A 24,109-nucleotide genomic window follows, 5' to 3' on the forward strand; every position below is an offset into this window, starting at 1 on the left:
TTGGATGATAACTGAAAAAACGAGTCGAAGTTTTATTTTTCGACTCGTTTTTTCTATCTTTCTTTTACCATTTTTCCACCTTCTAAACGATATAAGTGATCTGCATATTTAAAGATACGGTCATCATGTGTAATGATGATACATGCACTTTGCTGCGCTTTGACACGCTCCTGAATCGCCTCAATGACTTGAACTGCACGTTCGAAGTCAAGACTAGCTGTCGGTTCATCTGCTAATATTAATGATGGTTTATTCATAAAAGCACGTGCAATTGCTACACGTTGTTTTTCGCCACCTGATAAACTTTTCGGATATTGTTTTGTTCTATGAGATAGGCCGAATGTACTTAATAATGTTTCAGCACGCTCTGAAGCTTGTTTTTTGTCCATTTGATTTTCTAAAGCAACATGCATTAATTGTTCTTTTACTTTTAAGAATGGTACTAAGTGAGAGGCTTGAAAGATAAAGCCGATTTCACTTAGACGGAGTTGCGTCAGTTGTTGCTGATTTAAAGCAGTAATGGATTGGTTATTAATACGTACATCACCACTTGTTGGCTTCAATAATGCTCCAATAATTGTAAGAAGCGTACTTTTTCCTGACCCTGAAGGACCGTATAGACATACGACTTCTCCAGGTTTAACTTCTAAATTGATGTTATTTAATACTGTAACTTCCGTATCACCTTGTTTGAATGTTTTTGTTAAATCTGTAACTTGTATCATGTTATTCTCCTCCAATTGCTTCAATAGGATCAATTTTAAGTACTTTAATAATAGATAATAGCACGCCGATAAAGGCTACAAATAAGAATAGTCCTGCTAATATAAAGATAAGGTTTGTATTTAAATAGAACGGCATTGTCGGTGGTAAGAAATTGTTGATTGCCATAATGACAGCAATCGCTAACCCAACACTCAGCATTACAATTATGAATACTTCCTGGATTAACTTAACAATCAGTTTTTTATGACTTGTACCAATCGCTTTTAATATACCGTATTCCGTTGTCTTCTGAATCGTGATGATATAGAAGAACACTGTGATCACAATCGCTGAAATTAAGAATAAGAAGAATACCATTAAATTCAGTGGCATTTGTTCAGCTTCGTAACTCGGAATCGCTTTCATGGCATCTTCAGGTGTAATGATTTTTGAATGCTTTAACTGTGCTTTTAAATCTTTGACTTTAACTTCATCTTTTAACATATCTTCAGTTAGAATTGCTGTATTAATCGCGTTTTGAGGCACTATCTTTTGATAAGTATCTTGATTTACAAGTCCGACTGACATATGAGAATACATTTGATACTTATCAAATTGTGCAATCTTTAATGCTTCTTTATTGTCTACTACATTTAATTGATCATTCACTTTATAGTTTTTACTCATATGCAAATCTAAAGCTATCTCACCGTTTTTCGGTAAGGCATGAATGTTTGATATTGTTGTCAGTAAGAACTTATCGTTATTTTGCACTTTAATCGGCTGCATTTGAACGAGTGGAATTTGATTGTTCTTTAATACTTTCACGTCATCTGGATGAAGTGGTGCATTGAGTAAGTTGTTATCGGCATCTTCTGAAACGACGAAATACTTGCCGTTCATATGTTCGATGAATGAAATATTATCTTTTCCTAAACCTTGTGCTAAACTTGATACAAATAATACGAGAAATGCGAGAAGAAATATGATGGCTGCAACCAATGCATATTTCAATTTGTAGTAAGTCATTTCTTTTAGTGCTAAATTCATTTTAATCACCCTTCTGTTTTGTTGATAGCTCAATATTAGAACTGTAATATGAACAGAATATGAACTAAGGAGAAAAATATGAAAAATAAAATTCTAATCGTGGATGACGAACAAAGTATTAGAAATGAAGTGGTCAGTGGCTTTCAAAAACATCATTTCGATGTGCTGGCAGCGAAAAATGGTGAACATGCGTTGTATTTACTTGAAGAAAATAATATTGATTTATGTGTTGTAGATATAATGATGCCGGGTATGAATGGCTTTGAGTTATGTGAAACGATTAAAGAGAGTTATGAAATACCAGTGATTATGCTGACGGCGCGCGATGCTTTAGGAGATAAACGTGTTGCTTTCGAAGCGGGTAGTGATGATTACTTAACGAAGCCTTTTGTATTTGAGGAATTATTATTTAGAACAAATGCAATCTTAAAACGTTATAACAAAGATATTTCAGCAATACAATTTGGTAATTTAGAGCTTAATCAACAAACATATGAGGTGAATATTGGTCAAGACACGTTATATTTACCTCGTAAAGAGTTCGAACTGTTATATTTCTTAATCAAACATTATCCTAATATTGCAACGCGTGCGCAACTCATTGATACGATTTGGGGGCTTGATTTCGAAGGAGATGAACGTACTGTAGATGTGCATATTAAACGCATTAGAAAGCGATTGGAAACATATGATGCACAAATTGAAATTGTGACTGTTCGTGGTGTCGGATACAAGGTGCAACATGTTTAAACAGTTATCTTCAAGGTTTATCGTTGCAACGTTACATGTGATGTTCGTGAGTGCAGTCATTGCATTTGTGATTTCAAATATTTATTATCATACAACATTAAAAGCGCAAAATGATGAACGACTTACGAAAGTATTAATCTCACAGAAAGATTATATAGAAAAACATCCCAATATTTCGCCGGATGATTTCTTTAACCAGTTAGCCCATTTAAACTTTCAGGTGATAGTATTTGATCCGCAGCATCAGAAACGAAGCTACGGTACGAATTTTAGAGTGGACAACCTTAAGTTAAATGCAGTAAATATGAATCAATCAGAAGTATATCACGGCATTAAAGAACGACCTTTCAATTTATTCATCACGGGTTTCTTTGATAATGAATCTCGTAATACAGTAGGTACTGTAATGCGAATAAATCATCAGGATTACAAAGTATTTATTCGTCCGGATGTCGGGGAGAGTATGCGCGAGTTTCGTTCATTTTTAGCAGTATTGTTATTATTAACGATATTGTTCTCAATCTTGTTTGTGTTTATTTCCTCTAAATACATCGTTCATCCAGTTATTAAACTGAAAGAAGCGGCACAACGTATAGGAGAACAAAGCGGTTATCAGACGGATGTAAAGCGTTATGATGAGATTGGGGTGCTTGCCCAGGAAATGAATAATATGAGTAATAAGATTAAGCAACATGAAGAGGTTAATAAACGTTTCGTGGCGAATGTCAGTCATGAAATTCAATCGCCAATCACGAATTTATTAGGACAAATTAAGCAATTGAAAGAAACGAAAGATTTAAGTTTACTCAATCAAATTGAACATCAATCAACACGTCTTAGTGGTTTGACGAAACAATTGCTATTACTCGCGTCAATTGAACAGAATAAAATATCGTTAACGAAACAGGAATTTAACTTTAAACTTCTGATTCAGGAAGTGGTTAGAGATAATATGTACGCCATTAATCAAAAAGATATCTTCTTAACGACGAAATTAGAAGATGTCATGGTGAAAGGTGAACGTGACTTATGTTATCAAATGATCACGAACTTGTTGTCAAATGCAATTAAATATAGCCCAAATGATAGTGATATTCATATTGATTTGAAAGAAGAAGAACAAAAGAAAATTTTTGTAATCCAGGATCAAGGTTACGGAATGTCTGAGGAAACAAAGCAGATGGTTTTTGAACGATTTTATAAATCGAATGTCCATGAAGATAATGTCACATCAAATGGATTAGGAATGGCGATTGTTAAAGTGATTCTTGATGTACATCAATTTGATATTGCGATAGAGAGTGCATTAGGAGAAGGAACGACGATTAGTATAACGCTTTGAAAAAATAATTGAGGTGAGCAGCACAGATATTGTGTTGCTCACACAAATTTATACAAGTTTTATTTATAGTATATTTGCTCAACGTTTCGTTGTTGCAAAGATGAAATCCAACGTTTAAAGAAATGAGACGCAAAGTTTTGCCATCTTGGGATAACTAAGTTATTTGAGTTATTGTGTGTATAGTAATGTTCAGGTAAATGAATGTTGATGCCTTTTTGGCAATCGCGAATATATTCTGTATGTAACGTATTTGATGCATACTCTAAATGGCCGTTAATATATACATCTTGATTATCTTTAGAAACTAACAAATCCACGCCATAAATAGGATGTGAGCTTAGTATCGATAAATCTGTTTTCTGTTTAATATGCTGTATATCAACATATGTATATCGAGATTGCGGCACGTGATACGTATGAAAGCCTTGCGTTAAATAATGTTTTTCTAATACATCATATTCATATACACCAAATAATTTTTGACGATTGTTAAAAGGCTGCTTCTCAAGCTGATATTCTATATGCAGCGCGAACTGTGCCCCCCAGCAAATGAATAAGCGCTTATGATGCTGTCGCTTTGACCATTCGAGTATGGATTTTAATTCATCGTAATAATAAACAGCATTGAAAGGCAAATGTTCTACTGGAGCGCCTGTAACGATTAACCCATCATATTGATTAAGTTTTGCTTCATCAAAAGAAATATAGTGTCGTGTGACATATTGCCTTTTGGATGGGCTGGTTTGATGCGTTTTTAAATATAAGAAATCAATTGTAGCTTCATTCAATTGACGTTTGAACTGTAATTCTGTCTCAAATTGATTAGGCATGAGATTAACGATTAAAATTCGAGGTGGATGGTCATCTTTGAAAGGTAATGTAGTGGACTGTATTGTTTCAAAAGTATTGTGGTTTGTCATAAATAAATCCTCCTAATATTTTGTGTTGAAAATAATTGAGAGGAGCAAAAAAATAAGCCTACCTCAAAGAAGTAGACACATATGCTCATCTTTCAGGTGATACCTGCTGGAATTAGCACCTAACTGAATAGGTTGCTGGGTTTCGTAGGGCCAGTCCCTCCACCGCTCTGGATAAGTGATATTGAGTTGTAATTATTATGGAATATTCTAAAACAAGATTTTTGAATTGTCAAATAAATTTGGTGTATTAATTTATTAGGGACAATATTTAGTTTATAATAAGTTATATTAAATTAGGGGAGATAGGCAATGAAACTCGTACAATATTCACAAGCGCCAGGTTTATTAACTCAATTTGAGTTAACTGAATCCCAGCTGAAGTTTGTTAAAAGTCCTGATGAAAATATTAAAATAGCAAAAGTGGATCAAAACCGCACAGCTATATTCGGTATAAATGAAGAAGGCAATCCGGTTGTATTTTTCGTGCTACATGAACATAGTGAATTTGAACATGAATTTGATGTGCCAAATAGTATTTATGTGAGATCTTTTTCAACAGATTGTAGATATTTACGCAAAGGTTATGCGACACAAGCTTTGACTGCATTACCGAATTTTTTAAAGACATATTTTCCGCATATTGAATATATTACGTTACTTGTTGATGTGCCGAATGATAGTGCTAGAGAGATGTATATAAAGCAAGGATTTATTCAAGGTAAACGTATTGAAGGTGAACGCTATCCAGCATATTGTATGACAAAAAAGATCGCAGATTAGAATATAAATCTGCGATCCTTTTTTTATTTCATACCATCATGTATGACTTTAATATTGTGTTCCATCATTTTATAATAGCTGTCTCCATCTGTGCCCTTCTTACCAATCGAGTCTGTATACACATCACCGTGAATAGGGACGTGTGTAGTTTCGCTTAATGATTTCATACTTCTTTGATCAATACTCGTTTCAACGAATAATGATTTAACATTGTTTTTCTTTACATAATCTACTGCCTGCTTCATTTGTTCTGGTGTCCCTTGTTTATCCGTATTGATTTCCCAAATATATGCATGATGAATATCGTAATCACGTGCAAAGTATTTAAAAGCACCTTCACTCGTAATTAAATGTCGCTTTGATTGCTCGATATCTTTAAACTTATCTTTATATTTTTCATTCAAAGCTCTAAGTTGGTCTGTATAGGAAAGCGTATTTTTTTGATATTGTTTAGCGTGTGATTTATCCGCTTGCTGTATGGCATTTGAGATGTTGTGAACAATTAGGAGTGACTGAGCCGGAAGGTAGGTTTGCAGCTCACTCGAGCACGAAAACAAGGATGACTGAGCTGCAAAGATCATTTGCGGCTCAGTCATATCATTTCAACATTATTATTTTGTTAATTTTACAACGTCATCTCTTTTGCCGTTTACGTATGCATAAACTAAGCCGATAAAGATACCACCACCGATATAGTTACCTATATAAGCAAAGACAATATTTTTCAATACGTCAATCCATGATAATGCATCGATGTTATAGAACATCATTCCTGCGAATAAACCAGCATTATATACAACGTGTTCGTATGCCATAAATACGAAGATGACAACACCGACGCCAATAAAGAATACTTTTGCTAAAGCTTCTTTACATTGTATCGCAATATAAATACCAATATTAATAAAGAAGTTCGCGAATATACCTTTAATTAATATTGCATGCCAGCTTGCATCGATTGTTTTTGCATTTACCGTTTTTGTTAATGCAGCTACCATTTCTGGTGTCATTACTTTCGTTCCTGTCATCATACCGAAAAGAATAAAGCCACCAATAATATTTCCCAGGAAACATAGCGTAAATACTTTCATAATCTTGCTTAACGTAATTGTTTTGTAGTAATACGCAACTGTAAAGAACATAAAGTTACTTGTTAATAACTCAGAGTTTGTTAATACAATCATAACGAGTGCAATACTGAAAGCAATCGCACCGATTAAGTTGATTAAACCTGGATTGCCAGCTGGAGCGAATTGCGTTTTTGCTGCAAGTTGTAATACCGCCATGATAGCAAGTAAAAATCCTGACATAATTGCTTTTAACATGTAGTGACTCGGTGTTTGATCCGCCATCACTTCTTTCGCTGCAACTTGATTTAATATGTTTTCAATGTTGCTTTTAGACGCATACGTGTCTTCAATCGTTTTTACTGGAATTTCAATTGTCATTGTAAATCCTCCTATAGTGTTATTCTTACAATAATTTTAAGAACAATATAAATACATGACTATTATATCTTTTGAAGGTTTGCGTGTATAGAGGTATTTGTGAAAATGTTAACAAATGCTAAAGTGGGTATTCCATGATAAAATCTGTTTGAGCTTCATCACCCATTTGGAATACATGTGAATCGGTATGTTTAAAACCTAATTTAGTATAAAATGCTAAGGCATTATGGTTATGTTCCCATACCCCTAACCAAACTTTATGGACACGATAATAATGGGCACGTTCGATTGCTTTGTCATACAACAATTTTCCAATACCTTGTTTATGGTAATTACGATCAACATATATGCGTTCAATTTCAAGTGAATCTGCACCCATATTTTCAGTTTGAGCATCTTTAATATTTATCTTTAAATAGCCGGCCACTTTGTTATTTACAACCGCAAAATAAAACTCAGAATGAGGATTTTTCAATTGGTTCAACATCATTTCTTTTGTAAATGAGGTGTTTAAATAATTATCAATCACTTCATCTTTATTGTTCGGTCTAAAAGTATCATCGAAAGTCTTCTTGCTAATTTGTATAAGTAATGGCAAATCCTCTGGATCTACGCGTTCTATCTTAATGTAGTTCAAATAATCTCCTGCTTTATTCGTTTATTGTTATACATATTATCTACGTTATTGGTGTAATTCGCAACTATTAACTTGTTTATGATGGATAACAATTAGTAGTAAATAATTTTTCTTATTGACAAAATATATTTTCAAAGGTAGTGTAAAAATAACAAATTTGAATAAACGCACTAGGGGAGTTTGTAAAAACTGAGATAAAGCTGTAGCTTTAGACCCTTTGAACCTGATCTAGATGATACTAGCGTAGGGAAGTGTATAGTCATAACGGTGTTATGTCTATTTTTCCTTGCGCAGTCTTCTTTATTGAAGGGTGCGTATTTTTATGGAGGAATGGAAATGAATGATTCAGTAAGTCGTAATGGTTTAAAGTTATCGGATATTTTAGTTACAGTACTCGTCGCAGTACTATTTGCAATCGTTTATAACTTCGTGTGGTTGCCATATGAAGCTATAAAACCACTTGGTTTACATCTCGAACAACTTGTATACGGCGTTTGGTTCATGGCGGCAGTGGTTGCTTATTTAATTGTACCAAAAGCAGGTATTGCACTACTGGCTGAATTTGCTGCAGGCGCAGGTGAAACAATTGTCATGGGTAAATTTGATATTCCAACTTTCGTCTTTGCATTTTTACAAGGATTGGCATGCGAACTTGTGTTTATGCTATTTAAATATCGTTCGAGAACAGTAATGGTAAGTATTCTGGCCGGTGTGGCAGCTGCAATAATCAGTTTACCTATTGAATATTACTACGGCTATATGTCAGAAGTTGCAGGATGGAATGTATTATTATACATCATCTTCCGTCTTATCAGTGGTGTACTCATTTCCGGGTTACTGTCTTATTATATCGTTAAGGCACTTGATCAGACAGGCGTTACAAAGCTATTTAGATCAACAAGCCAGGCAGATTACGATAGTTTATAGCGATGTTGAAAGTTTCGAATTTACGTCTTAAATATCCCGGAGAAGACGACAAAATATTTGATGGATTAAACCTGGAAATTCAAGATAAAGAAAAGGTGTTATTACTTGGTCCGTCAGGTTCAGGTAAAAGTACATTATTGAATGTATTAAGTGGTATCGTACCACAACTTGTTGAACTGCCGATGAAATATGACACACTTCAAATTCATGATGATTCAAGTGTGATATTTCAAGATCCCGATAGCCAGTTTTGTATGCCGAAAGTATATGAAGAATTAGCGTTTATATTAGAAAATCAAAATGTACCACGTGCCGAGATGGATGGCAAAATTCGTGCTGCTCTGACACAAGTCGGTTTAAATGTAGATGAACACCAAATGATTAACCAGTTAAGTGGTGGGATGAAACAAAAACTTGCGATTGCTGGTTCATTATTACAAAACGCTAATACTTTATTCCTGGATGAACCGACAGCGATGCTTGATCACGAGACGACTCAAAATTTGTGGTCATTAATGATTGAGCTTTGGCAAGATCAAACCGTGTTAATCGTCGAACATAAAGTATCGTATATATGGGAACATGTCGACCGAATTATATTGATGAATCAGTCCGGTGAAATTGTCGCGAGTGATTCACCAGAAGTCATATTAAAAGAACACGAACAATTGTTGAATGACTATGGTGTGTGGCATCCTAATGCGTATCAAATGGCACCCGAACCACTTCACTATCACCCATATAAGCAAGTATTTAAGTTGGCGTTATCACAAGTGGAAGTTAAACGTAAAGCGCGTGTACTCTATCAAATCGAACATTTAGAAGTGAAAAATCATGAGTGGGTTGCCATAACAGGGAATAATGGTGCCGGTAAGACAACATTATTCGATACAATAATGCAAATCATTCCGTATAACGGTGAAATTACATTTAACGGGAATGTGCTTAAGACAGTTAAAGACGCTGCTCAACATCTCTATCTTGTATATCAAAATCCAGAGTTACAATTTATTCAAAGTACTGTTTATGATGAAATATATTTTAATTATCAATTTTTAGATGAAGCGACTGCAGAAACTGAAACAATTGCATTATTAACTACGTTACAGTTATACCATTTACGTCATCGTCATCCGTATGAATTATCAATGGGCCAGAAACGTCGTTTGAGTGTTGCGACCGCTTTAAGTACGAAAGCAGATATTATATTACTGGATGAGCCTACTTTCGGTTTAGATAGTAAGAATACTTTTGAGTTGATTACGTTATTTAAAGCACGTGTTGCATCAGGACAGTCCATAATTATGGTGACACATGATGAGCAGTTGATTATGCGATACCCGTCACGCGTTTTGAATATTCAAGATGGTCATCTTGTTGAAGTGAGGAGAAGTGAACATGTATGAACAGTTTAAAATTTATTCTACCTTTCTGGATAAAGCGAATATTATCACGAAATTGATATTAGGAGTGCTACTGTTCGCGGTTGTTATCTTTATTCATAATTTTGACTGGATGTTATATTTAACGTTATTCATGTTTATCTTTATGTTCGGTTTAAGTGGTGTTCGCTTCAAATTAATTGCTGCGTTTGTTAGTGTCATGATTCTGTTTAGTATTACTTCGTCGTTGTTTATGGTCTTTTACGGTGAGGGGAAGACGATGTTGTTTGAATGGGGGATGATCCATATTTCTAAGGAGAGTCTGTTTCGTGGTTTACATCTTTCGTTAAGAACGTTGACGTTGGGTTGCCTCGGTCTGACGATTGCCTTTACAAGTGAAGTCGTAAAAATATTTTATAGCTTAATGCAGCATTTCAAAATTAAACCGAAATATGCATATGCTTTCATGGCGACCATTCGAATGGTACCGTTAATGTTTGAGTCTTACTTTCAATTAAAAAATGCGCTAAAAATGCGATATCACGTAATTGATGCGAGACAATATCGTGGGCTTAAACGACTCAAACATATATTAATACCATTAATGAGTCAAAATATTAGACGTGCGCATCGTTTAGCAGTTGCGATGGAAAAGAAGGGCTTTCATGACGGGAAAAGAACATATTATTACCACGTTCCCTTTAGTTATCGAGATATACTGTTAGTATTGATTATGATTAGTATTATCGTGCTGTCATTGATATGTGCGATGTATTTACCGATTACGCATATTACAGATGCGAGATAAAAGGTGTTTGACGATTAATCTATTCGATGTTAGAATTATCAGTAATATTAAACAAGTGAGGTAACGGAAATGAAGTCTTTTGTACATACAAGTGCAAAACTAAATATGTGGTGGCAGCTGTCATAACTTATATTTATGCTCGTCATAGATATAAGTATCTATGACGGCTTCATTTGCGTTACTTGAGGCCGATTGCATATGCAGACGGTCTATTTTTATGGCCAGTGCGTATGCACTGGCCTCTTTTTTTGTTTAAATAAACTTAAGAAATGAGGGAATTCACATGGAACAAAGATCAGCTTGGGGTTCAAAAATTGGATTTATATTGGCAAGTGCCGGTTCGGCAATAGGGTTAGGTGCGATGTGGAAATTCCCATACGTCATGGCCGACAATGGTGGTGCTGCATTTTTATTTCTATTCATTATATTTACAATGTTTATCGGTTTACCACTATTACTTGCAGAATTTGTTATTGGTAGACACGGCAAAACGTATAGTACTGAAGTATTTGGCAAGTTGACAGGTAATAAATATTTTAATTTAATAGGTCATTTAGGCAATGTAGGCGTCTTTTTATTGTTAAGTTTTTATAGTGTGATTGGTGGTTGGATTCTCCTGTATATGATAAGAACGATATATGTGATTGTAACGAAACAACATACGAAGCACTATGAAGCATTGTTTGGTACTCTTATTAGCAATCCATTGTATGCTATTTTTGGTGCTGCATTATTTATTTTTTTAACAGCGTATATTGTTTCTAAAGGAATTCAAGGTGGTATAGAGAAAGCTTCTAAAATTATGATGCCGCTCCTCTTTGTTGCATTTGTTGTGATAATCATTCGCTCTTTAACATTACCGCATGCGATGACAGGTGTAATTTATTTCTTAAAGCCTGACTTCGGCTCGATGAATTCAGAAGGTGTACTCTTTGCGCTAGGTCAATCATTCTTCTCATTATCCGTCGGTTTTGGAGGGATGTTAACCTATGCATCATATTTAGATAAAAAGACAGATTTAGTGCAGTCAGGTGTTTCAGTTGTCGCATTGAATATATTAGTGACGATACTTTCAGGACTTGCTATATTTCCTGCGACGGCATCGCTAGGCATCGATAACGCACAAGGCCCTGGATTGTTGTTTATCGTGTTACCATACGTATTTGATCAGTTACCGATGGGCAGTGTATTTTATTTAATATTCTTATCCTTATTCTTTTTTGCGACAATTACATCGTCTATTTCTTTAATTGAAATTAATGTATCAAACTACATTAAGCAAAATGAAAGTAAAAGAAAACAAGGTGTATATTTAATTTCAATATTATTGTTTATTTTATGTATACCTTCTGCTTTATCAAGTGGTGTATTAAGTGAAGTGAAATTTGGTGCTGGAACATTCTTTGATAACATGGATTATTTAGTATCAAATATTATGTTGCCGATTGGCGCTTTATGTTTCGCGCTGTTTACGGGTTATCGACTAGACAAAGCTGTTGCGAGAGAAGAATTAATGGACGAGAAATATAGAGGATTATTTAAAGTATGGTCATTTTTATTAAAATACATCATTCCAATTGTAATTATCACTGTATTTATTACGATGATAATGAAATAAATCATGATAGGATTTATTAGTGATTTCAAGTGTTGTGAGTTGACTTAAAAAGTTCCACATGTAATAATAAACAATGTAGAGATTAGAATTATTCTAATCTAGAAAAGAAAATTTATTACTATTCTCAGGAGGAATTTACACATGTCTTTAATTAACAAAGAAATCTTACCATTCACAGCGAACGCTTATGATCCTAAAGAGGACAAATTTGTTCAAGTATCTAATGAATCAATGAAAGGTAGCTGGAACATCGTATGTTTCTACCCAGCAGATTTCACTTTCGTTTGTCCAACTGAATTAGAAGATTTACAAGAACAATATGAAACATTACAAAGCTTAGGTGTTAATGTATATTCTGTATCATGTGACACACACTTTACACATAAAGCTTGGCATGATCATTCAGAAGCGATTGGTAAAATTCAATATACAATGATTGGTGACCCATCTCACGTTATCGCGAACAACTTTGATGTATTAGATGAAGCAGCAGGTCTTGCACAACGTGCGACATTCTTAATCGATCCAGATGGTGTTGTTCAAACGATGGAAATCAATAATGATGGTATCGGTCGCGATGCTTCAGTATTAGTTGATAAAGTTAAAGCTGCACAATATGTAGCATCTCATGATGGTGAAGTTTGTCCTGCGAAATGGAAAGAAAGCGGCGAAACTTTAACGCCTGGATTAGACTTAGTAGGTAAAATCTAATATATCAATTAAAGTAATTGTTTAATTTAATATTTAATGGCTGCCACAACGTACTTTTACGTTGTGGTCTCTATTATAATTAGAACAGAAAAATGATAATTAAAGGAGAATATGTAATGTTAAATGAAACATTGAAACAACAATTAGCTCAGTATTTAGAGTTAATGGAAGGCGATGTCGTTATCACGGCAAGCGCTGGAGAAGACAAGACAAGCAAGGATATGATGGAATTATTAAACCAGATTGAATCGATGTCTGCACGCATTACATTAACAGAAGGCACTTTAAAACGTACACCGAGCTTTACGTTAGCTCGTCCTAATGAGGCGGCGCGTATCACATTTGCGGGTGTGCCTTTAGGTCACGAATTTACATCTCTCGTATTAGCGTTATTACAAGTGAGTGGTCGTGCGCCGAAAGTAGAACAATCTGTTATTGATCAAATTCAAAAGTTAGAAGGACCATTCAACTTTGAAACATTCATCAGCTTAACTTGTACGAAATGTCCAGATGTTGTACAAGCATTAAACATGATGGCAGTCTTAAATCCAAATATTACGCATACAATGATTGATGGCGCAGCATTTAGAGAAGAATCTAAAGATATTATGGCTGTTCCTACTATGTTCTTAGACGGTACAGAATTTGGTAGCGGTAAAGCAACAGTAGAAGAAATCATTGCGAAATTAGGTGGCGGTGCTGACGCTGCTGAGTTCGATGCGAAAGAAACATTCGATGTACTTGTAATCGGTGGAGGGCCAGCAAGTGGTAGTGCAGCAATTTATGCAGCTCGTAAAGGGTTACGTACAGGAATTGTAGCTGAACGTATTGGTGGTCAAGTGAATGATACAGCAGGTATCGAAAACTTCATTACGGTAAAAGAAACGACAGGTCCTGAATTCTCTCAAAACTTGAAAGATCATATCAACAGTTATGATATCGATGTGATGAGTGCTGTACGTGTTGAATCATTAGAAAAAATAGATGATTTAGTCCATGTAACGCTAGAAAACGGTGGTAAATTAACATCTAAAACATTGATCATCGGAACTGGTGCGAAATGGCGTAACATGAATGTCCCTGGTGAAGCTGAATATCAAACAAAAGGTGTAGCATATTGCCCGCACTGTGATGGTCCTTTATTTGAAGGGAAACGCGTTGCAGTTGTTGGGGGAGGAAACTCTGGTGTTGAAGCGGCAATTGATTTAGCAGGTATTGTTGAACATGTGACGTTACTTGAATTTGGTGAAGAATTACGCGCAGATAAAGTGTTACAAGATCGTTTAGCATCGTTAAGTAACACAAAGGTGATTAAATCTGCTGCAACAAAAGAATTAACAGGTGAAGAAACATTAAAAGCTTTAACTTATGTAGATCGTAATACAAATGAAGAACACACGATTGAATTAGAAGGTGTATTTGTACAAATTGGTTTAGTACCAAGCACAGAATTTGTTGGTGATGTCGTTGCACGTAATAATCGAGGAGAAATTATTGTCGATAAGAACGGTGCAACAAATGTACCAGGTATCTTTGCTGCAGGAGACTGTACAGATCAAACATATAAACAAATCATTATTTCAATGGGGTCTGGTGCAACAGCAGCATTGAGTGCATTTGATTATTTAATTAGAAACTAAAATTATTACTTTAAATCAATATGATCTAGACTTGTTATGTTATTATGCATAACGAGTCTTTTTTTTATGATAATATATATACATATTAAGGGGGAAATTCTATGAAAAAGATATGGGTCCTACTATCGATGTGTATGTTATTAAGTGGATGTGGTACATCACAAAATCAAACAGCAAAAGAAAAAATAACCATTACAGTTTCAGCTGCAGCCAGTCTAAAAAATGCGTTAACTGAAATAGAAAAAGCATATGAAAATAAAAACAAAAATATTGATATCAAATTTAATTATGGTGCGTCAGGTGCACTTGCCCAACAAATTAAATCAGGAGCACCGGTTGATTTATTCATTTCTGCAGCGCAGGATAAAGTTGACGATTTAATTAAACATCAAGACATTAATCAAAGTGACACGACCATACTATTAAAAAATCATTTAGTACTCATTTCAAATGATGCTATCGTATCCCCTGAAACACTAAAAGATAACACAATTAGAAAAATAGCTATTGGCAATCCTGAAGTAGTACCAGCGGGTAAATATGCAGCGCAGACGTTAAAAAAATTAAATTTACAAGAAACTTTAAAGCCGAAAATGGTATTGACGAAAGATGTACGTCAAGTACTGACGTATGTAGAGACAGGGAATACAGAAGCAGGCTTTGTGTATGCGTCAGATCTTAAAGCAACAAGCAAAGTGCAACATCAACTTCCACTAAACGATGCGTTACATGATCCAATTACTTATCCGATTGCAAAAATAAAAGGTACAAAGCATAAGAAAGAAACAGATGCGTTATATCATTACTTACAAAATGATGCATGTAAAAAAATATATAAAAAATATGGATTTGATATCAATGCATAGTAGTCATTGATGTGACGAAATGGAGGAGAACAAATGACAGAATTAACGACTGAGCAAAAGCTGGAGCAATACTTTCAAAAAGATTCGAAGTGGAAAGAAGCCTATCAATTATTTAGAGCAATTATTACATCATTTGACTTAGAGGAAGATTATAAATGGATGCATCCGTGCTACACACTAAAAGGAAAAAATGTAGTGTTAATGCATGGGTTTAAAGATTATGTCGCTTTATTATTTCATAAAGGTGTAATGCTTGAAGATAAATACAATATGTTGATACAGCAAACAGAACATGTGCAAGTCGATCGTCAGCTGCGTTTCACATCAGTAGAAGAAATTGAAGAGAAGAAAGAAATGATTCGCTATTACATAGAAGAAGCGATACGTGTAGAAAAGTCAGGTAAAAAACCACCTAAAAAAGAACATGGACCACTTGAAATTCCAGTGGAGTTAGAAGAAGCGTTTAAAGAGAATGATAGATTGAGAGAAGCTTTTTATAATTTAACGCCAGGACGTCAACGCGCTTATGTAATTGAAATCAATAAAGCGAAGCGTAGCGAAACACGTCGTAATCGTATAGAAAAATATGCTGAGAAAATTTATGAAGGTAAAGGGATTCTTGAAAGATAGTAGTGAAGGATATCGCCGATTATATGAATAGACGAGTTATACATTCTTATAACATAATGGATGTATAACTCGTTTTTTATTTTGCAAAAATCGTTTGAATAGCTCTTAGATGATAATAAAGAGAAAGTCGTGTTAAAATGTTATAGGGTCAATTTACAGAAAATTCACCTATTTTCAGATATTTATTTATTCATAAATTTTTGTTCGATACTATATATAGAATCATTACCTAAAGCGAAGAATAACGATGCAGCGAGTAATAAAATATCAAACTCATATCCAGTCGTCTTATCGTTACCCATGAAACCAGCAGCGAGCTTAACTTTTATTATTGCAACAGCAAGCACTGCAACGAATAACCATCCAATGATTTTTGTTTTAATGCCTAATATCATCATGATACCCCCAACAAGCTCGATAATTGCAACAACATATGCTAAAACACCTGGAAAACCGAGTGATTCAAAAAATCCAACAGTGTTTTCTATACCACCTTGAAATTTTGCTAAGCCATGTAAGAAGAAAGTAAGACCTACTGTGATTCTTAATAATAGCGTACCTAATTGATTGAAATTCATTTTTATAACTCCTTTAAATTTAAGATGTGTTTAGTATAAATAATATATCAATCGCCGTCAATTATATTAAATATATTTTTTATACTTAAATTAAAATTAATCACTTTTGGGGTACATTAGCCTGCTTTACAATAATGAAACAGAAAATTTATATTATGAGAACAATCTATCGTTACACTATATGTATTATCACTTTTTAAGGAGACCATCATGAAAAAAGATTTGAGACTATTATTATCATTACCGATTTTTAGCTGGGCGCTCTATGACTTTAGTAATACGATATTTAGTGCGAACATCGTAACTTTATTCTTCCCACAATTCGTTACAGAACAATTCGGAACGAATCCGGTAACAGAACAAGTATCGTCTACATGGATAGCATATTCAGCAAGTGTTGCTGCATTGTTATTAATCGTGCTTAGTCCAATATACGGCGTATATATTGATAGAACACAAAAGAAAAAGAAATGGGTAATTATATTTACTCTAGTAGTTTTTCTTTGTACATTTTTAATGGGCTATATTTATCATGCTGATATGAAACAGCAGTTATGGGGTATTCCGGTATCTTTTTTATTAATTATTATTTTATTTACCATTGCGAAGTTCATGTATAACTCAAGTCTTGTGTTTTATGATGCGATGATGAGTAGTTTAGCGCCGAAAGAAGATCACTCTGTACTTTCAGGTTTTGGTGTTGCACTTGGTTATTTAGGGACGTTATTTGGTGTCCTTACAGTGATGGCGCTAGTAGGAACTAAAGATGCGGGGAACACGTTCATACCAACAGCAATTTTATTTTTAATATTTAGTATTCCTATCTTTATATTTGGTAGTGATGGGCAAAAGAATAAGAATCAAATGAAACAACATCAACAGAACTATCAATCCAGCCTAACATCTGGATATAAAGAAGTGCTGGATACGTTTAAAATGGCACGTAATGAACCTGCTATTTATGTCTTTTTAATTGTGTATTTCTTTTTAAATGACGCGCTGGCAACAGCGATCAGTATGATGCAGCCGTATGCAACGACTGTCGTTGGATTTACTTCTACTGAATTTATTAAAATATTCATGATTGCGACAGTGTTTAGTGTCATTGGTGCATTCATCTTTGGTTATATCGCTAAACATATCGGTTCATTAAAAGCTTTACATTACGTAGCGCTAGTGCTCATGGTAGCTTTAATCATTGCGAGCATTCCATTACCGAAAGCGGCCTTTTATATTTGTGCTATATTGTTTGGGATAGCAATGGGATCGATTTGGGTAATATCCAGAACGTTAATTATTGAATTATCTCCAGCTGAACATGAAGGGCAGTTCTTTGGGTTATTCTCAATGAGTGGCAAATTATCAGCAGTATTTGGTCCGTTTATTTATGGCACGATTACACTTCTATTAAAAGAATATGGACCATTAGCAAGCCGTATTGCAATATTATCATTATTTATAATGGCGTTAGGCGCTTATTTATTGCACTTCAAAGTGATACGTCTCAGTGAAAATTTGAGTAATAAATAGGTTGATGAATGAAAAAATATAATTGTGAAAGTAGTGATTTTGCATACAATTTTCACAAAATTTCAAAGCTGAGTAAACTAATTTTCATAAATAATAATAATTATGGCTATTTTTGTGAAAACTATTTCGTAATTATTATTGTTTTGTTATCATTAATAGTGAAGATAAAAATCAAAAACGTGGAGGAATAAAATATGAAAAAATCGAAGGGATTGCTCATAGGAATTATTGCAGCACTCGTTTTATTAATTGGTGGTGGGGCAGCAGCAGCTTACTTTTTCTTAACGAATACACCAAAGAACGCCTACTTATTAAGTGAGCAGGAGTCATTTAAGTCAGTTCAGGATTATGTAAGCACGCGTTTTGAGAACGAAACGAAATTTCAAGAGAAGATGAAGGATGAAAATTACGCTGTTAATTTAAAATTAGGAGCAGATGTACCAGAAACATTAGTTTCTCAATTAGGTGTACCAAAATCAGTAATCGATTCTTCTAATTTAGTATTAAACATGGCGCATGATAGTAAAAAGAAAATGTCTAACTTAAGCATTACACCAACTATTGCAGATAACAAATTAGGTGAATTTGCTTGGCAGGCAGATGAAAAGAACCAGTATATCTCTGCACCAGTACTCAATAACGTATTAAGTATTCCAAATAATAAAATCGTTGAAACAATTGATAAAATTACAGGTTCACCGACCGATGATACGATGACAAATGATTCATTAAACTTAAATAATATTCTTGGTAATGCACAGGTGTCTCAAGAAGATATTAATAAAATTGTTGATCGTTATACAGAAACGCTTACTGAAAAATTAAAAGATGACCAGTTTAAAAAAGATACTGAAAAAGTTAAAATCTTTGATGAAGAAAAAAATCTTGATAAATTAACAATGACTTTACAGCCAAAAGAAGTTAAAGAAATACTTGTTGCAGTACTTGAACAAGCAAAGAGCGATAAAGAACTAAAAGACTTAATTACACAACAAGCAAAAGGTACTGACTTTGATAAAGAAATCGATAAAGCGTTAAAAGAACTGAAGGATCAAAAAGAAACAGACTTTCCTAAAGTGGTTTCTACAATTTACGTTGATGGTAAAAAGATCTTAAAACGTAACTTAGTCCTTTCAAAAGATAAAGGTGAAGTAAAACTGGATGCATTAACAAAAATTGATGACAATGTTAAAGTAGACATTAAAGCTTCTACGGATACAGAGCCAAATATTTTTGCTATTGCAGGTTCATCAGATAAAAAAGATAACAACTATAAAGATGACTACAAAATTACTGTAAATGACAACGGCGAAAAAGAAATCAAATTTGTCAATGAATCTAAAGTTGATGGCGATAAACGTACGGATAAAGGAACAGTTGATTTAACTAAATTAGTAGGACAAGAAGCTTTATTAAATTATACGAATGATATGGTTACAGATATCGGAAACAATGAACAAAAACAAAAGATGGAAATTTCAACGGAAGTTGATAACGAGCCAATCAAATTAATGATTGACGCTGTGACGAAACTTAAGCAGGATGTTAAAGTAAAAACAGAAGGTGCTAAAGATTTAAGTACGATGTCTGACAGTGAAATTGAAGATTTACAAAAAGAAATATCAGAAAAAGCTGGAAAAATATTTGAAGATGTCAGCAAAGATTTAGAATAGCCTCATATTTATTGAGCGCATATATGTAAGAAAACAACGGGGAGTGATAAATGTGAAGCGTCAATTATTCAGCATTTATCACTCTTTTCTATTGAAAAAGTGGTATTTGCTAGTATATATATTGCTATTATTTATTTCAGTCATCGGTGTGTTGTTATTTTTAACGCATATGCATGACAATAAACAAGATAAGTTCTCGATAGGATTAGTAGATTTAGATCAGTCAAAAGAAACACAATTGATATTGAAGGCAATCGGTGATGGTCAGAGCATGGGGAAAGATATTGAATTGAAGCACTATGACGAGAACACAGCGAGACAGAAACTAAAACAACATCAACTCGATGGCTATTTTGTCTTTGATAAAGGAATGACTCAAGTATTTTATCAGCAAGGTAACTTACCGATTTCAGTTTACACATACGATCAACAATCACTGGAAAGTATTATTATTTATCAACTTACTGATTCAGTTTACAGTCGTTTAATGTTATCAATGGGTGGTGCAAAAGCGTATAAAACACTTTATCCGGAAACGACGAAAGATGAAATGCTCACTATGATGACGGATATGCTATTTACAGGTTTAGATCGCAAAGGTGCATTTGATGAGCATACGGTTAAGCTATACGACAGCTATCAGTATTATACCTTGTCTGCTTACTTTATTAGTTTGTACTTATTCTTCTTAGCCTTATTTAGCATATTAAAGATGAATCAGGAACAAGCATTAAAAGAGCGTTTAGCCATGTTTCATTATTCTTATGAAAAGCTGACACTCGTTCGAGGTGTGATTAGTTTATGCTATACATGTATTATTGCAGGATTAGGATTATGGGCATTAAATCATTGGATGGCCGTAGATTTTGAAAGTTATAATACAGTGCCGCTTATATTCAATATCGGTTATTACTTATTACTTATTTTTATATGCTTATTAATATGTGAATTCATGCCTAAAGTGATGAATATATTGTTGAACATGATACTTACTTTATTAATCATTGTATTTTCTGGTGCTACGATTCCTTCTGTTTATTTTAAAGATGCATGGGGTGGTTTATTGTATCATCAGCCATTCAATCATATATTTAATCATTTAGTAGAATTATTATTGAATAATTATTTAATTAAGACAGAAATGCCTTTTTATATAACAGTTGCTTCATTAACTATGTTATTAATCATTACTTTAATCTGGAGGTATAGAAGATGAAATCAATACTATACCTTGTCGTATTTAAACAATGGAAAGCCTATGTAGCCCTAATGTTTACATTGATGCTCACTTTCCTAGCGTTATATGGGATTGAACAAAAGATGAATGCAGTCTTTAAGATGCCAATAGCAGTGCAGGATTTAGATGAATCTCATGCATCAAAGCAGCTAGTTAAGGCGTTAGCACAAAATAAATTTGTGTCAGTACAACAACTGGATAAAGAAGATGCATTTATTGAGGATCAAATAAAAGCAAACATTTCAGTATTAACTTTCTCTATTCCAAAAGGATTTGAAGATAAGTTAGCACATCAATCAATGAGAGATGCGATACAACTCTATTATCGAGATGATTTCGTTGGTGCTATTGCCCAGGAAATTACGAGTAAGACGTTATATGAACAACAAATTCCTTATATCGTGACAAAGCATATTAACCAACACGAAAAAGTAGAGAGAGAACAAGTTAAACAAAAGTATGAGGAGCTGACACCGACGAGCAAATTAAAGCAATATGCGATAGGAACGCATCAGGACACATCGATGAGTTTAAGCATGATTTATAGTATGATATTGTTTGTATCGGCAATACAAATAATATTACATCAAAGATTAAAGCAGGATGCGGCACTAGATCGATTATTTATGTTTAATCGTATGCGTACATATATGCATTTCGTTTATATTACTGTGCATACGTGTTTCATTATGCTCACACTCTATATCATGGCACATTTAATGCAACAACATTTGAGTATAAAGTTTTATACAATTTGCTTCGTGTGTACACTCATTTATGAAGTGGTGCTCAGTGTATTGTTATTTAACGTACGAACAATAAGTCATCGATTGTTTATGACTGTGACCTTTACAATTGCACTTATCGCATTGTATATGTCTATCGTTACGGGAGGACTATTATGATTGAAGTTGAAAATTTAAATAAAAGATATGGTAAAAAAGTAATATTCAATCAACTGAATACTACATTTAAAGCGAATGCGGTAACGATATTGCTAGGTGAAAATGGCGCAGGAAAATCGACGTTATTACGTATGATTGCGAAACTAGAACGTCAGGACGGAGGAGCAATTCGATATTTCGGTGAGTCACTGTCGTCTAAAGCATTAAAGGAAAGGCTGGGATATATTCCACAGGATATCGCATTATTCGAGCATATGTCAGTATCTGAAAATATTGATTTCTTTAGAGGACTCTATAAAAATCCGATTGATACTGAACGCATCAACAGCTATAAAAAGTCGCTCAACTTATTTGAAGATAAAGCGAGAGTAGCATCGCTATCAGGTGGTACGAAACGTAAAGTAAATATGTTAATCGGTTTACTAGGGAATCCTGAAATTATTATTCTGGATGAACCGACTGTTGGTATTGATTTGAAATCAAGATACGACATCCACCGTTTAATAAATGAATTAAAGCAGAATAAATTGATTATATTAACAACACATCATTTAGATGAAGTTGAAGCGATTGGTGATACAATAAAGTTGATTGGCAAAGACCCATTTTATAAAGAAGTGTTAATAGAAAAAGGTTGGCCATTTGAAGATATACTACAACGCAATTAAGCAGATGATGGAGGAAGCTGATGCATCAATTTGATTTGTTTTTCGATAAAATTGACGATGTAAATCATTTAGGAAAAGTACAGGATTTATTTGAGTGGATTGAAACGCAATATCCGCAATTGGAAAGAGCATTTAAATGGAATACGCCGATGTATACTGATCATGGTACATTTATTCTCGGAATTAGTACTGCAAAAGCGCATATCTCAATTGCACCTGAAAATAAAACAATGGCATTATTTAAAGAGAAAATCGCTGAAGCGGGGTATGATCAAACAGCAGGATTATTTAAAGTGAAGTGGCATCAGGAAATACCATATGAATTATTGCATGAAATGATTACGTATAATATAGAAGATAAGCGAGATATCAATACATTCTGGAGAAAGTAGTATTGTCTATTTAAACTGTTGCTAAGAGGGGGATCTTTTATTCCTCCTCGTTTTATTTTTTAGTTATAAAAAATAAAACATTTTAGTTGACTATTATACAAATAGAACTATAATAATTATATCGAGTATAAAAAATAAACTTAATTAAATTTAGAGGAGATATTACACATGACTAAAGTATTATACATTACAGCACATCCGAACGATGAAACAATTTCATTCTCAATGGCAACAGGAAAAGCATTTATTGAAAGTTATAAAGCAGCACATCCAGAACATGATGTGAAACATATCGATTTATATGATACATTTATTCCTTTATTAGATAAAGAAGTATTCTCAGGTTGGGGGAAATTGCGCTCAGGAGAAGCATTCGAAACATTATCTGAAACAGAACAACAAAAAGTAGCGCGTATTGAAGAATTAAGTGATGAATTTGCAGCAGCTGATAAGTATGTATTTGTTGCGCCAATGTGGAATTTATCATTCCCGGCAGTCGTGAAAGCTTATATTGATACAGTTGCAATTGCAGGCAAATCATTTAAATATACTGAAAATGGACCAGTTGGTTTATTAACAGATAAAAAAGCATTATTAGTTCAAGCGCGTGGTGGATTCTATACAGAAGGACCAGCAGCAAATTATGAAATGGGTAACCGTTATTTACAAACAATACTTGGATTCATGGGTATTCCAAGTATTGAAGAATTAATTATTGAAGGACACAATGCATTACCAGATCAAGCAGACGCAATTAAAGCGGCAGCGATTGAAAAAGCAGAAAAGTTAGCATTAACGTTTTAAGTAACGATAGAATAGTTATCGTTATCAAATTTTATTGATATACGTTATAATATGATGTATAGAAATAAAAAGGAGGCTATTCAAATGGCTGAAGAGAACAAAGGTACA

25 protein-coding genes and 2 riboswitches are annotated in these 24,109 nt (G+C 33.9%); of the genes, 18 read left to right on the forward strand and 7 right to left on the reverse strand.

The features are described 5' to 3' along the window. Nucleotides 1-53: 53 nt before the first annotated feature. Both OCL94_RS04025 and OCL94_RS04030 read right to left on the reverse strand, forming a co-directional pair. Nucleotides 54-725, reverse strand: a complete 672-nt coding sequence (locus tag OCL94_RS04025; RefSeq protein WP_262994846.1) for an ABC transporter ATP-binding protein — start codon at nt 723-725, stop codon at nt 54-56. 1 nt (nt 726) lies between these two features. Next, the gene (locus OCL94_RS04030) at nt 727-1,755 is read right to left on the reverse strand and encodes an ABC transporter permease (RefSeq protein ID WP_262994849.1); all 1,029 of its coding nucleotides are present in this window, start codon (nt 1,753-1,755) and stop codon (nt 727-729) included. Between the two features lie 78 nt (nt 1,756-1,833). Here OCL94_RS04030 and OCL94_RS04035 point away from each other — a divergent pair, with 78 nt between their 5' ends. Together OCL94_RS04035 and OCL94_RS04040 are read left to right on the forward strand one after the other, a co-directional pair. Then, on the forward strand, nt 1,834-2,505 hold the full coding sequence (locus OCL94_RS04035; RefSeq protein WP_262994851.1) for a response regulator transcription factor: 672 nt from the start codon (nt 1,834-1,836) through the stop codon (nt 2,503-2,505). After that, nucleotides 2,498-3,847, forward strand: a complete 1,350-nt coding sequence (locus tag OCL94_RS04040) for a sensor histidine kinase (protein WP_262994853.1) — start codon at nt 2,498-2,500, stop codon at nt 3,845-3,847. The genes OCL94_RS04035 and OCL94_RS04040 overlap by 8 nt, the downstream gene beginning before the upstream one ends. Nucleotides 3,848-3,906: 59 nt before the next feature. Here OCL94_RS04040 and OCL94_RS04045 read toward each other — a convergent pair whose 3' ends face one another. Further along, complete coding sequence (locus OCL94_RS04045) at nt 3,907-4,767, reverse strand: homoserine O-succinyltransferase (RefSeq protein ID WP_262994855.1); 861 nt, start codon at nt 4,765-4,767, stop codon at nt 3,907-3,909. 82 nt (nt 4,768-4,849) lie between these two features. Beyond that, a riboswitch (SAM riboswitch) is annotated at nt 4,850-4,945 on the reverse strand. A 131-nt stretch (nt 4,946-5,076) separates the two neighbouring features. On the opposite strand from OCL94_RS04045, the gene OCL94_RS04050 reads away from it, so the two are divergent. Beyond that, complete coding sequence (locus OCL94_RS04050) at nt 5,077-5,547, forward strand: GNAT family N-acetyltransferase (protein ID WP_262994857.1); 471 nt, start codon at nt 5,077-5,079, stop codon at nt 5,545-5,547. Nucleotides 5,548-5,570: 23 nt separating this feature from the next. Here the strand turns inward: OCL94_RS04050 and OCL94_RS04055 are convergent, their stop codons facing one another. The 3 genes from OCL94_RS04055 to OCL94_RS04065 form a co-directional block, all read right to left on the reverse strand. Beyond that, nucleotides 5,571-6,143 carry a metal ABC transporter solute-binding protein, Zn/Mn family gene (locus OCL94_RS04055; protein ID WP_317618540.1) on the reverse strand — a complete coding sequence of 191 codons (573 nt, stop codon included), beginning with the start codon at nt 6,141-6,143 and terminating at the stop codon, nt 5,571-5,573. 15 nt (nt 6,144-6,158) lie between these two features. After that, a complete protein-coding gene (locus tag OCL94_RS04060) occupies nt 6,159-6,995 on the reverse strand; it encodes a formate/nitrite transporter family protein (RefSeq protein WP_262994860.1) in 837 nt (278 codons plus the stop codon). 118 nt (nt 6,996-7,113) lie between these two features. Next, a complete protein-coding gene (locus tag OCL94_RS04065) occupies nt 7,114-7,632 on the reverse strand; it encodes a GNAT family N-acetyltransferase (protein WP_262994862.1) in 519 nt (172 codons plus the stop codon). Nucleotides 7,633-7,794: 162 nt separating this feature from the next. Beyond that, nucleotides 7,795-7,899, forward strand: a riboswitch (TPP riboswitch). Nucleotides 7,900-7,968: 69 nt separating this feature from the next. On the opposite strand from OCL94_RS04065, the gene OCL94_RS04070 reads away from it, so the two are divergent. From OCL94_RS04070 to OCL94_RS04105, 8 genes are all read left to right on the forward strand, one after another. After that, nucleotides 7,969-8,559, forward strand: a complete 591-nt coding sequence (locus OCL94_RS04070) for an ECF transporter S component (RefSeq protein ID WP_262994864.1) — start codon at nt 7,969-7,971, stop codon at nt 8,557-8,559. Between the two features lie 2 nt (nt 8,560-8,561). After that, nucleotides 8,562-9,965, forward strand: a complete 1,404-nt coding sequence (locus OCL94_RS04075) for an ABC transporter ATP-binding protein (RefSeq protein ID WP_262994866.1) — start codon at nt 8,562-8,564, stop codon at nt 9,963-9,965. Beyond that, the gene (locus OCL94_RS04080) at nt 9,958-10,749 is read left to right on the forward strand and encodes an energy-coupling factor transporter transmembrane component T family protein (protein ID WP_262994868.1); all 792 of its coding nucleotides are present in this window, start codon (nt 9,958-9,960) and stop codon (nt 10,747-10,749) included. The genes OCL94_RS04075 and OCL94_RS04080 overlap by 8 nt, the downstream gene beginning before the upstream one ends. 283 nt (nt 10,750-11,032) lie before the next feature. Next, on the forward strand, nt 11,033-12,367 hold the full coding sequence (locus OCL94_RS04085) for a sodium-dependent transporter (RefSeq protein ID WP_262994870.1): 1,335 nt from the start codon (nt 11,033-11,035) through the stop codon (nt 12,365-12,367). Between the two features lie 141 nt (nt 12,368-12,508). After that, nucleotides 12,509-13,078, forward strand: coding sequence for an alkyl hydroperoxide reductase subunit C (gene ahpC, locus OCL94_RS04090; protein WP_262994872.1), 570 nt, complete (start codon nt 12,509-12,511; stop codon nt 13,076-13,078). Nucleotides 13,079-13,194: 116 nt separating this feature from the next. After that, entirely contained in the window at nt 13,195-14,718 is a 1,524-nt protein-coding gene (gene ahpF, locus OCL94_RS04095) for an alkyl hydroperoxide reductase subunit F (RefSeq protein ID WP_262994874.1), read from the forward strand. Nucleotides 14,719-14,819: 101 nt separating this feature from the next. Then, nucleotides 14,820-15,584, forward strand: coding sequence for a molybdate ABC transporter substrate-binding protein (modA, locus tag OCL94_RS04100; protein WP_262994876.1), 765 nt, complete (start codon nt 14,820-14,822; stop codon nt 15,582-15,584). A gap of 33 nt (nt 15,585-15,617) precedes the next feature. Beyond that, nucleotides 15,618-16,214, forward strand: coding sequence for a YdeI/OmpD-associated family protein (locus OCL94_RS04105; protein WP_262994878.1), 597 nt, complete (start codon nt 15,618-15,620; stop codon nt 16,212-16,214). A 182-nt stretch (nt 16,215-16,396) separates the two neighbouring features. Here the strand turns inward: OCL94_RS04105 and OCL94_RS04110 are convergent, their stop codons facing one another. After that, a complete protein-coding gene (locus OCL94_RS04110; RefSeq protein WP_262994880.1) occupies nt 16,397-16,792 on the reverse strand; it encodes a DoxX family protein in 396 nt (131 codons plus the stop codon). A 210-nt stretch (nt 16,793-17,002) separates the two neighbouring features. On the opposite strand from OCL94_RS04110, the gene OCL94_RS04115 reads away from it, so the two are divergent. The 7 genes from OCL94_RS04115 (at nt 17,003) to OCL94_RS04145 (ending at nt 24,001) form a co-directional block, all read left to right on the forward strand. Further along, nucleotides 17,003-18,322: an MFS transporter gene (locus OCL94_RS04115; RefSeq protein ID WP_262994882.1), complete on the forward strand. Its 1,320-nt coding sequence runs from the start codon at nt 17,003-17,005 to the stop codon at nt 18,320-18,322. 194 nt (nt 18,323-18,516) lie between these two features. Beyond that, nucleotides 18,517-19,995 (forward strand): flagellar basal body-associated FliL family protein, encoded by a 1,479-nt coding sequence (locus tag OCL94_RS04120; protein WP_262994883.1) that lies wholly within the window; start codon nt 18,517-18,519, stop codon nt 19,993-19,995. Nucleotides 19,996-20,047: 52 nt separating this feature from the next. Further along, nucleotides 20,048-21,211 carry an ABC transporter permease gene (locus OCL94_RS04125; RefSeq protein ID WP_262994885.1) on the forward strand — a complete coding sequence of 388 codons (1,164 nt, stop codon included), beginning with the start codon at nt 20,048-20,050 and terminating at the stop codon, nt 21,209-21,211. Continuing rightward, a complete protein-coding gene (locus OCL94_RS04130; protein WP_262994887.1) occupies nt 21,208-22,137 on the forward strand; it encodes an ABC transporter permease in 930 nt (309 codons plus the stop codon). Before OCL94_RS04125 ends, OCL94_RS04130 begins: the two co-directional genes overlap by 4 nt. Further along, nucleotides 22,134-22,805, forward strand: coding sequence for an ABC transporter ATP-binding protein (locus tag OCL94_RS04135; RefSeq protein ID WP_262994889.1), 672 nt, complete (start codon nt 22,134-22,136; stop codon nt 22,803-22,805). The genes OCL94_RS04130 and OCL94_RS04135 overlap by 4 nt, the downstream gene beginning before the upstream one ends. Before the next feature lie 20 nt (nt 22,806-22,825). Further along, complete coding sequence (locus OCL94_RS04140) at nt 22,826-23,197, forward strand: iron chaperone (RefSeq protein WP_262994891.1); 372 nt, start codon at nt 22,826-22,828, stop codon at nt 23,195-23,197. Nucleotides 23,198-23,365: 168 nt separating this feature from the next. Then, the gene (locus OCL94_RS04145; RefSeq protein ID WP_262994893.1) at nt 23,366-24,001 is read left to right on the forward strand and encodes an FMN-dependent NADH-azoreductase; all 636 of its coding nucleotides are present in this window, start codon (nt 23,366-23,368) and stop codon (nt 23,999-24,001) included. The last annotated feature ends 108 nt before the right edge of the window (nt 24,002-24,109 follow it).

This window comes from Macrococcus capreoli (assembly GCF_025628935.1).
Taxonomy (GTDB): Bacteria; Bacillota; Bacilli; order Staphylococcales; family Staphylococcaceae; genus Macrococcoides; species Macrococcoides capreoli.

Bases quoted from the DNA above. Each gene is read 5' to 3' on its own strand.
- OCL94_RS04025 (WP_262994846.1), bottom strand. From the start codon at position 725: ATGATACAAGTTACAGATTTAACAAAAACATTCAAACAAGGTGATACG.
- OCL94_RS04030 (WP_262994849.1), bottom strand. From the start codon at position 1,755: ATGAATTTAGCACTAAAAGAAATGACTTACTACAAATTGAAATATGCA.
- OCL94_RS04035 (WP_262994851.1), top strand. From the start codon at position 1,834: ATGAAAAATAAAATTCTAATCGTGGATGACGAACAAAGTATTAGAAAT.
- OCL94_RS04040 (WP_262994853.1), top strand. From the start codon at position 2,498: ATGTTTAAACAGTTATCTTCAAGGTTTATCGTTGCAACGTTACATGTG.
- OCL94_RS04045 (WP_262994855.1), bottom strand. From the start codon at position 4,767: ATGACAAACCACAATACTTTTGAAACAATACAGTCCACTACATTACCT.
- OCL94_RS04050 (WP_262994857.1), top strand. From the start codon at position 5,077: ATGAAACTCGTACAATATTCACAAGCGCCAGGTTTATTAACTCAATTT.
- OCL94_RS04055 (WP_317618540.1), bottom strand. From the start codon at position 6,143: ATGACTGAGCCGCAAATGATCTTTGCAGCTCAGTCATCCTTGTTTTCG.
- OCL94_RS04060 (WP_262994860.1), bottom strand. From the start codon at position 6,995: ATGACAATTGAAATTCCAGTAAAAACGATTGAAGACACGTATGCGTCT.
- OCL94_RS04070 (WP_262994864.1), top strand. From the start codon at position 7,969: ATGAATGATTCAGTAAGTCGTAATGGTTTAAAGTTATCGGATATTTTA.
- OCL94_RS04075 (WP_262994866.1), top strand. From the start codon at position 8,562: ATGTTGAAAGTTTCGAATTTACGTCTTAAATATCCCGGAGAAGACGAC.
- OCL94_RS04080 (WP_262994868.1), top strand. From the start codon at position 9,958: ATGTATGAACAGTTTAAAATTTATTCTACCTTTCTGGATAAAGCGAAT.
- OCL94_RS04085 (WP_262994870.1), top strand. From the start codon at position 11,033: ATGGAACAAAGATCAGCTTGGGGTTCAAAAATTGGATTTATATTGGCA.
- ahpC (WP_262994872.1), top strand. From the start codon at position 12,509: ATGTCTTTAATTAACAAAGAAATCTTACCATTCACAGCGAACGCTTAT.
- ahpF (WP_262994874.1), top strand. From the start codon at position 13,195: ATGTTAAATGAAACATTGAAACAACAATTAGCTCAGTATTTAGAGTTA.
- modA (WP_262994876.1), top strand. From the start codon at position 14,820: ATGAAAAAGATATGGGTCCTACTATCGATGTGTATGTTATTAAGTGGA.
- OCL94_RS04105 (WP_262994878.1), top strand. From the start codon at position 15,618: ATGACAGAATTAACGACTGAGCAAAAGCTGGAGCAATACTTTCAAAAA.
- OCL94_RS04110 (WP_262994880.1), bottom strand. From the start codon at position 16,792: ATGAATTTCAATCAATTAGGTACGCTATTATTAAGAATCACAGTAGGT.
- OCL94_RS04115 (WP_262994882.1), top strand. From the start codon at position 17,003: ATGAAAAAAGATTTGAGACTATTATTATCATTACCGATTTTTAGCTGG.
- OCL94_RS04120 (WP_262994883.1), top strand. From the start codon at position 18,517: ATGAAAAAATCGAAGGGATTGCTCATAGGAATTATTGCAGCACTCGTT.
- OCL94_RS04130 (WP_262994887.1), top strand. From the start codon at position 21,208: ATGAAATCAATACTATACCTTGTCGTATTTAAACAATGGAAAGCCTAT.
- OCL94_RS04135 (WP_262994889.1), top strand. From the start codon at position 22,134: ATGATTGAAGTTGAAAATTTAAATAAAAGATATGGTAAAAAAGTAATA.
- OCL94_RS04140 (WP_262994891.1), top strand. From the start codon at position 22,826: ATGCATCAATTTGATTTGTTTTTCGATAAAATTGACGATGTAAATCAT.
- OCL94_RS04145 (WP_262994893.1), top strand. From the start codon at position 23,366: ATGACTAAAGTATTATACATTACAGCACATCCGAACGATGAAACAATT.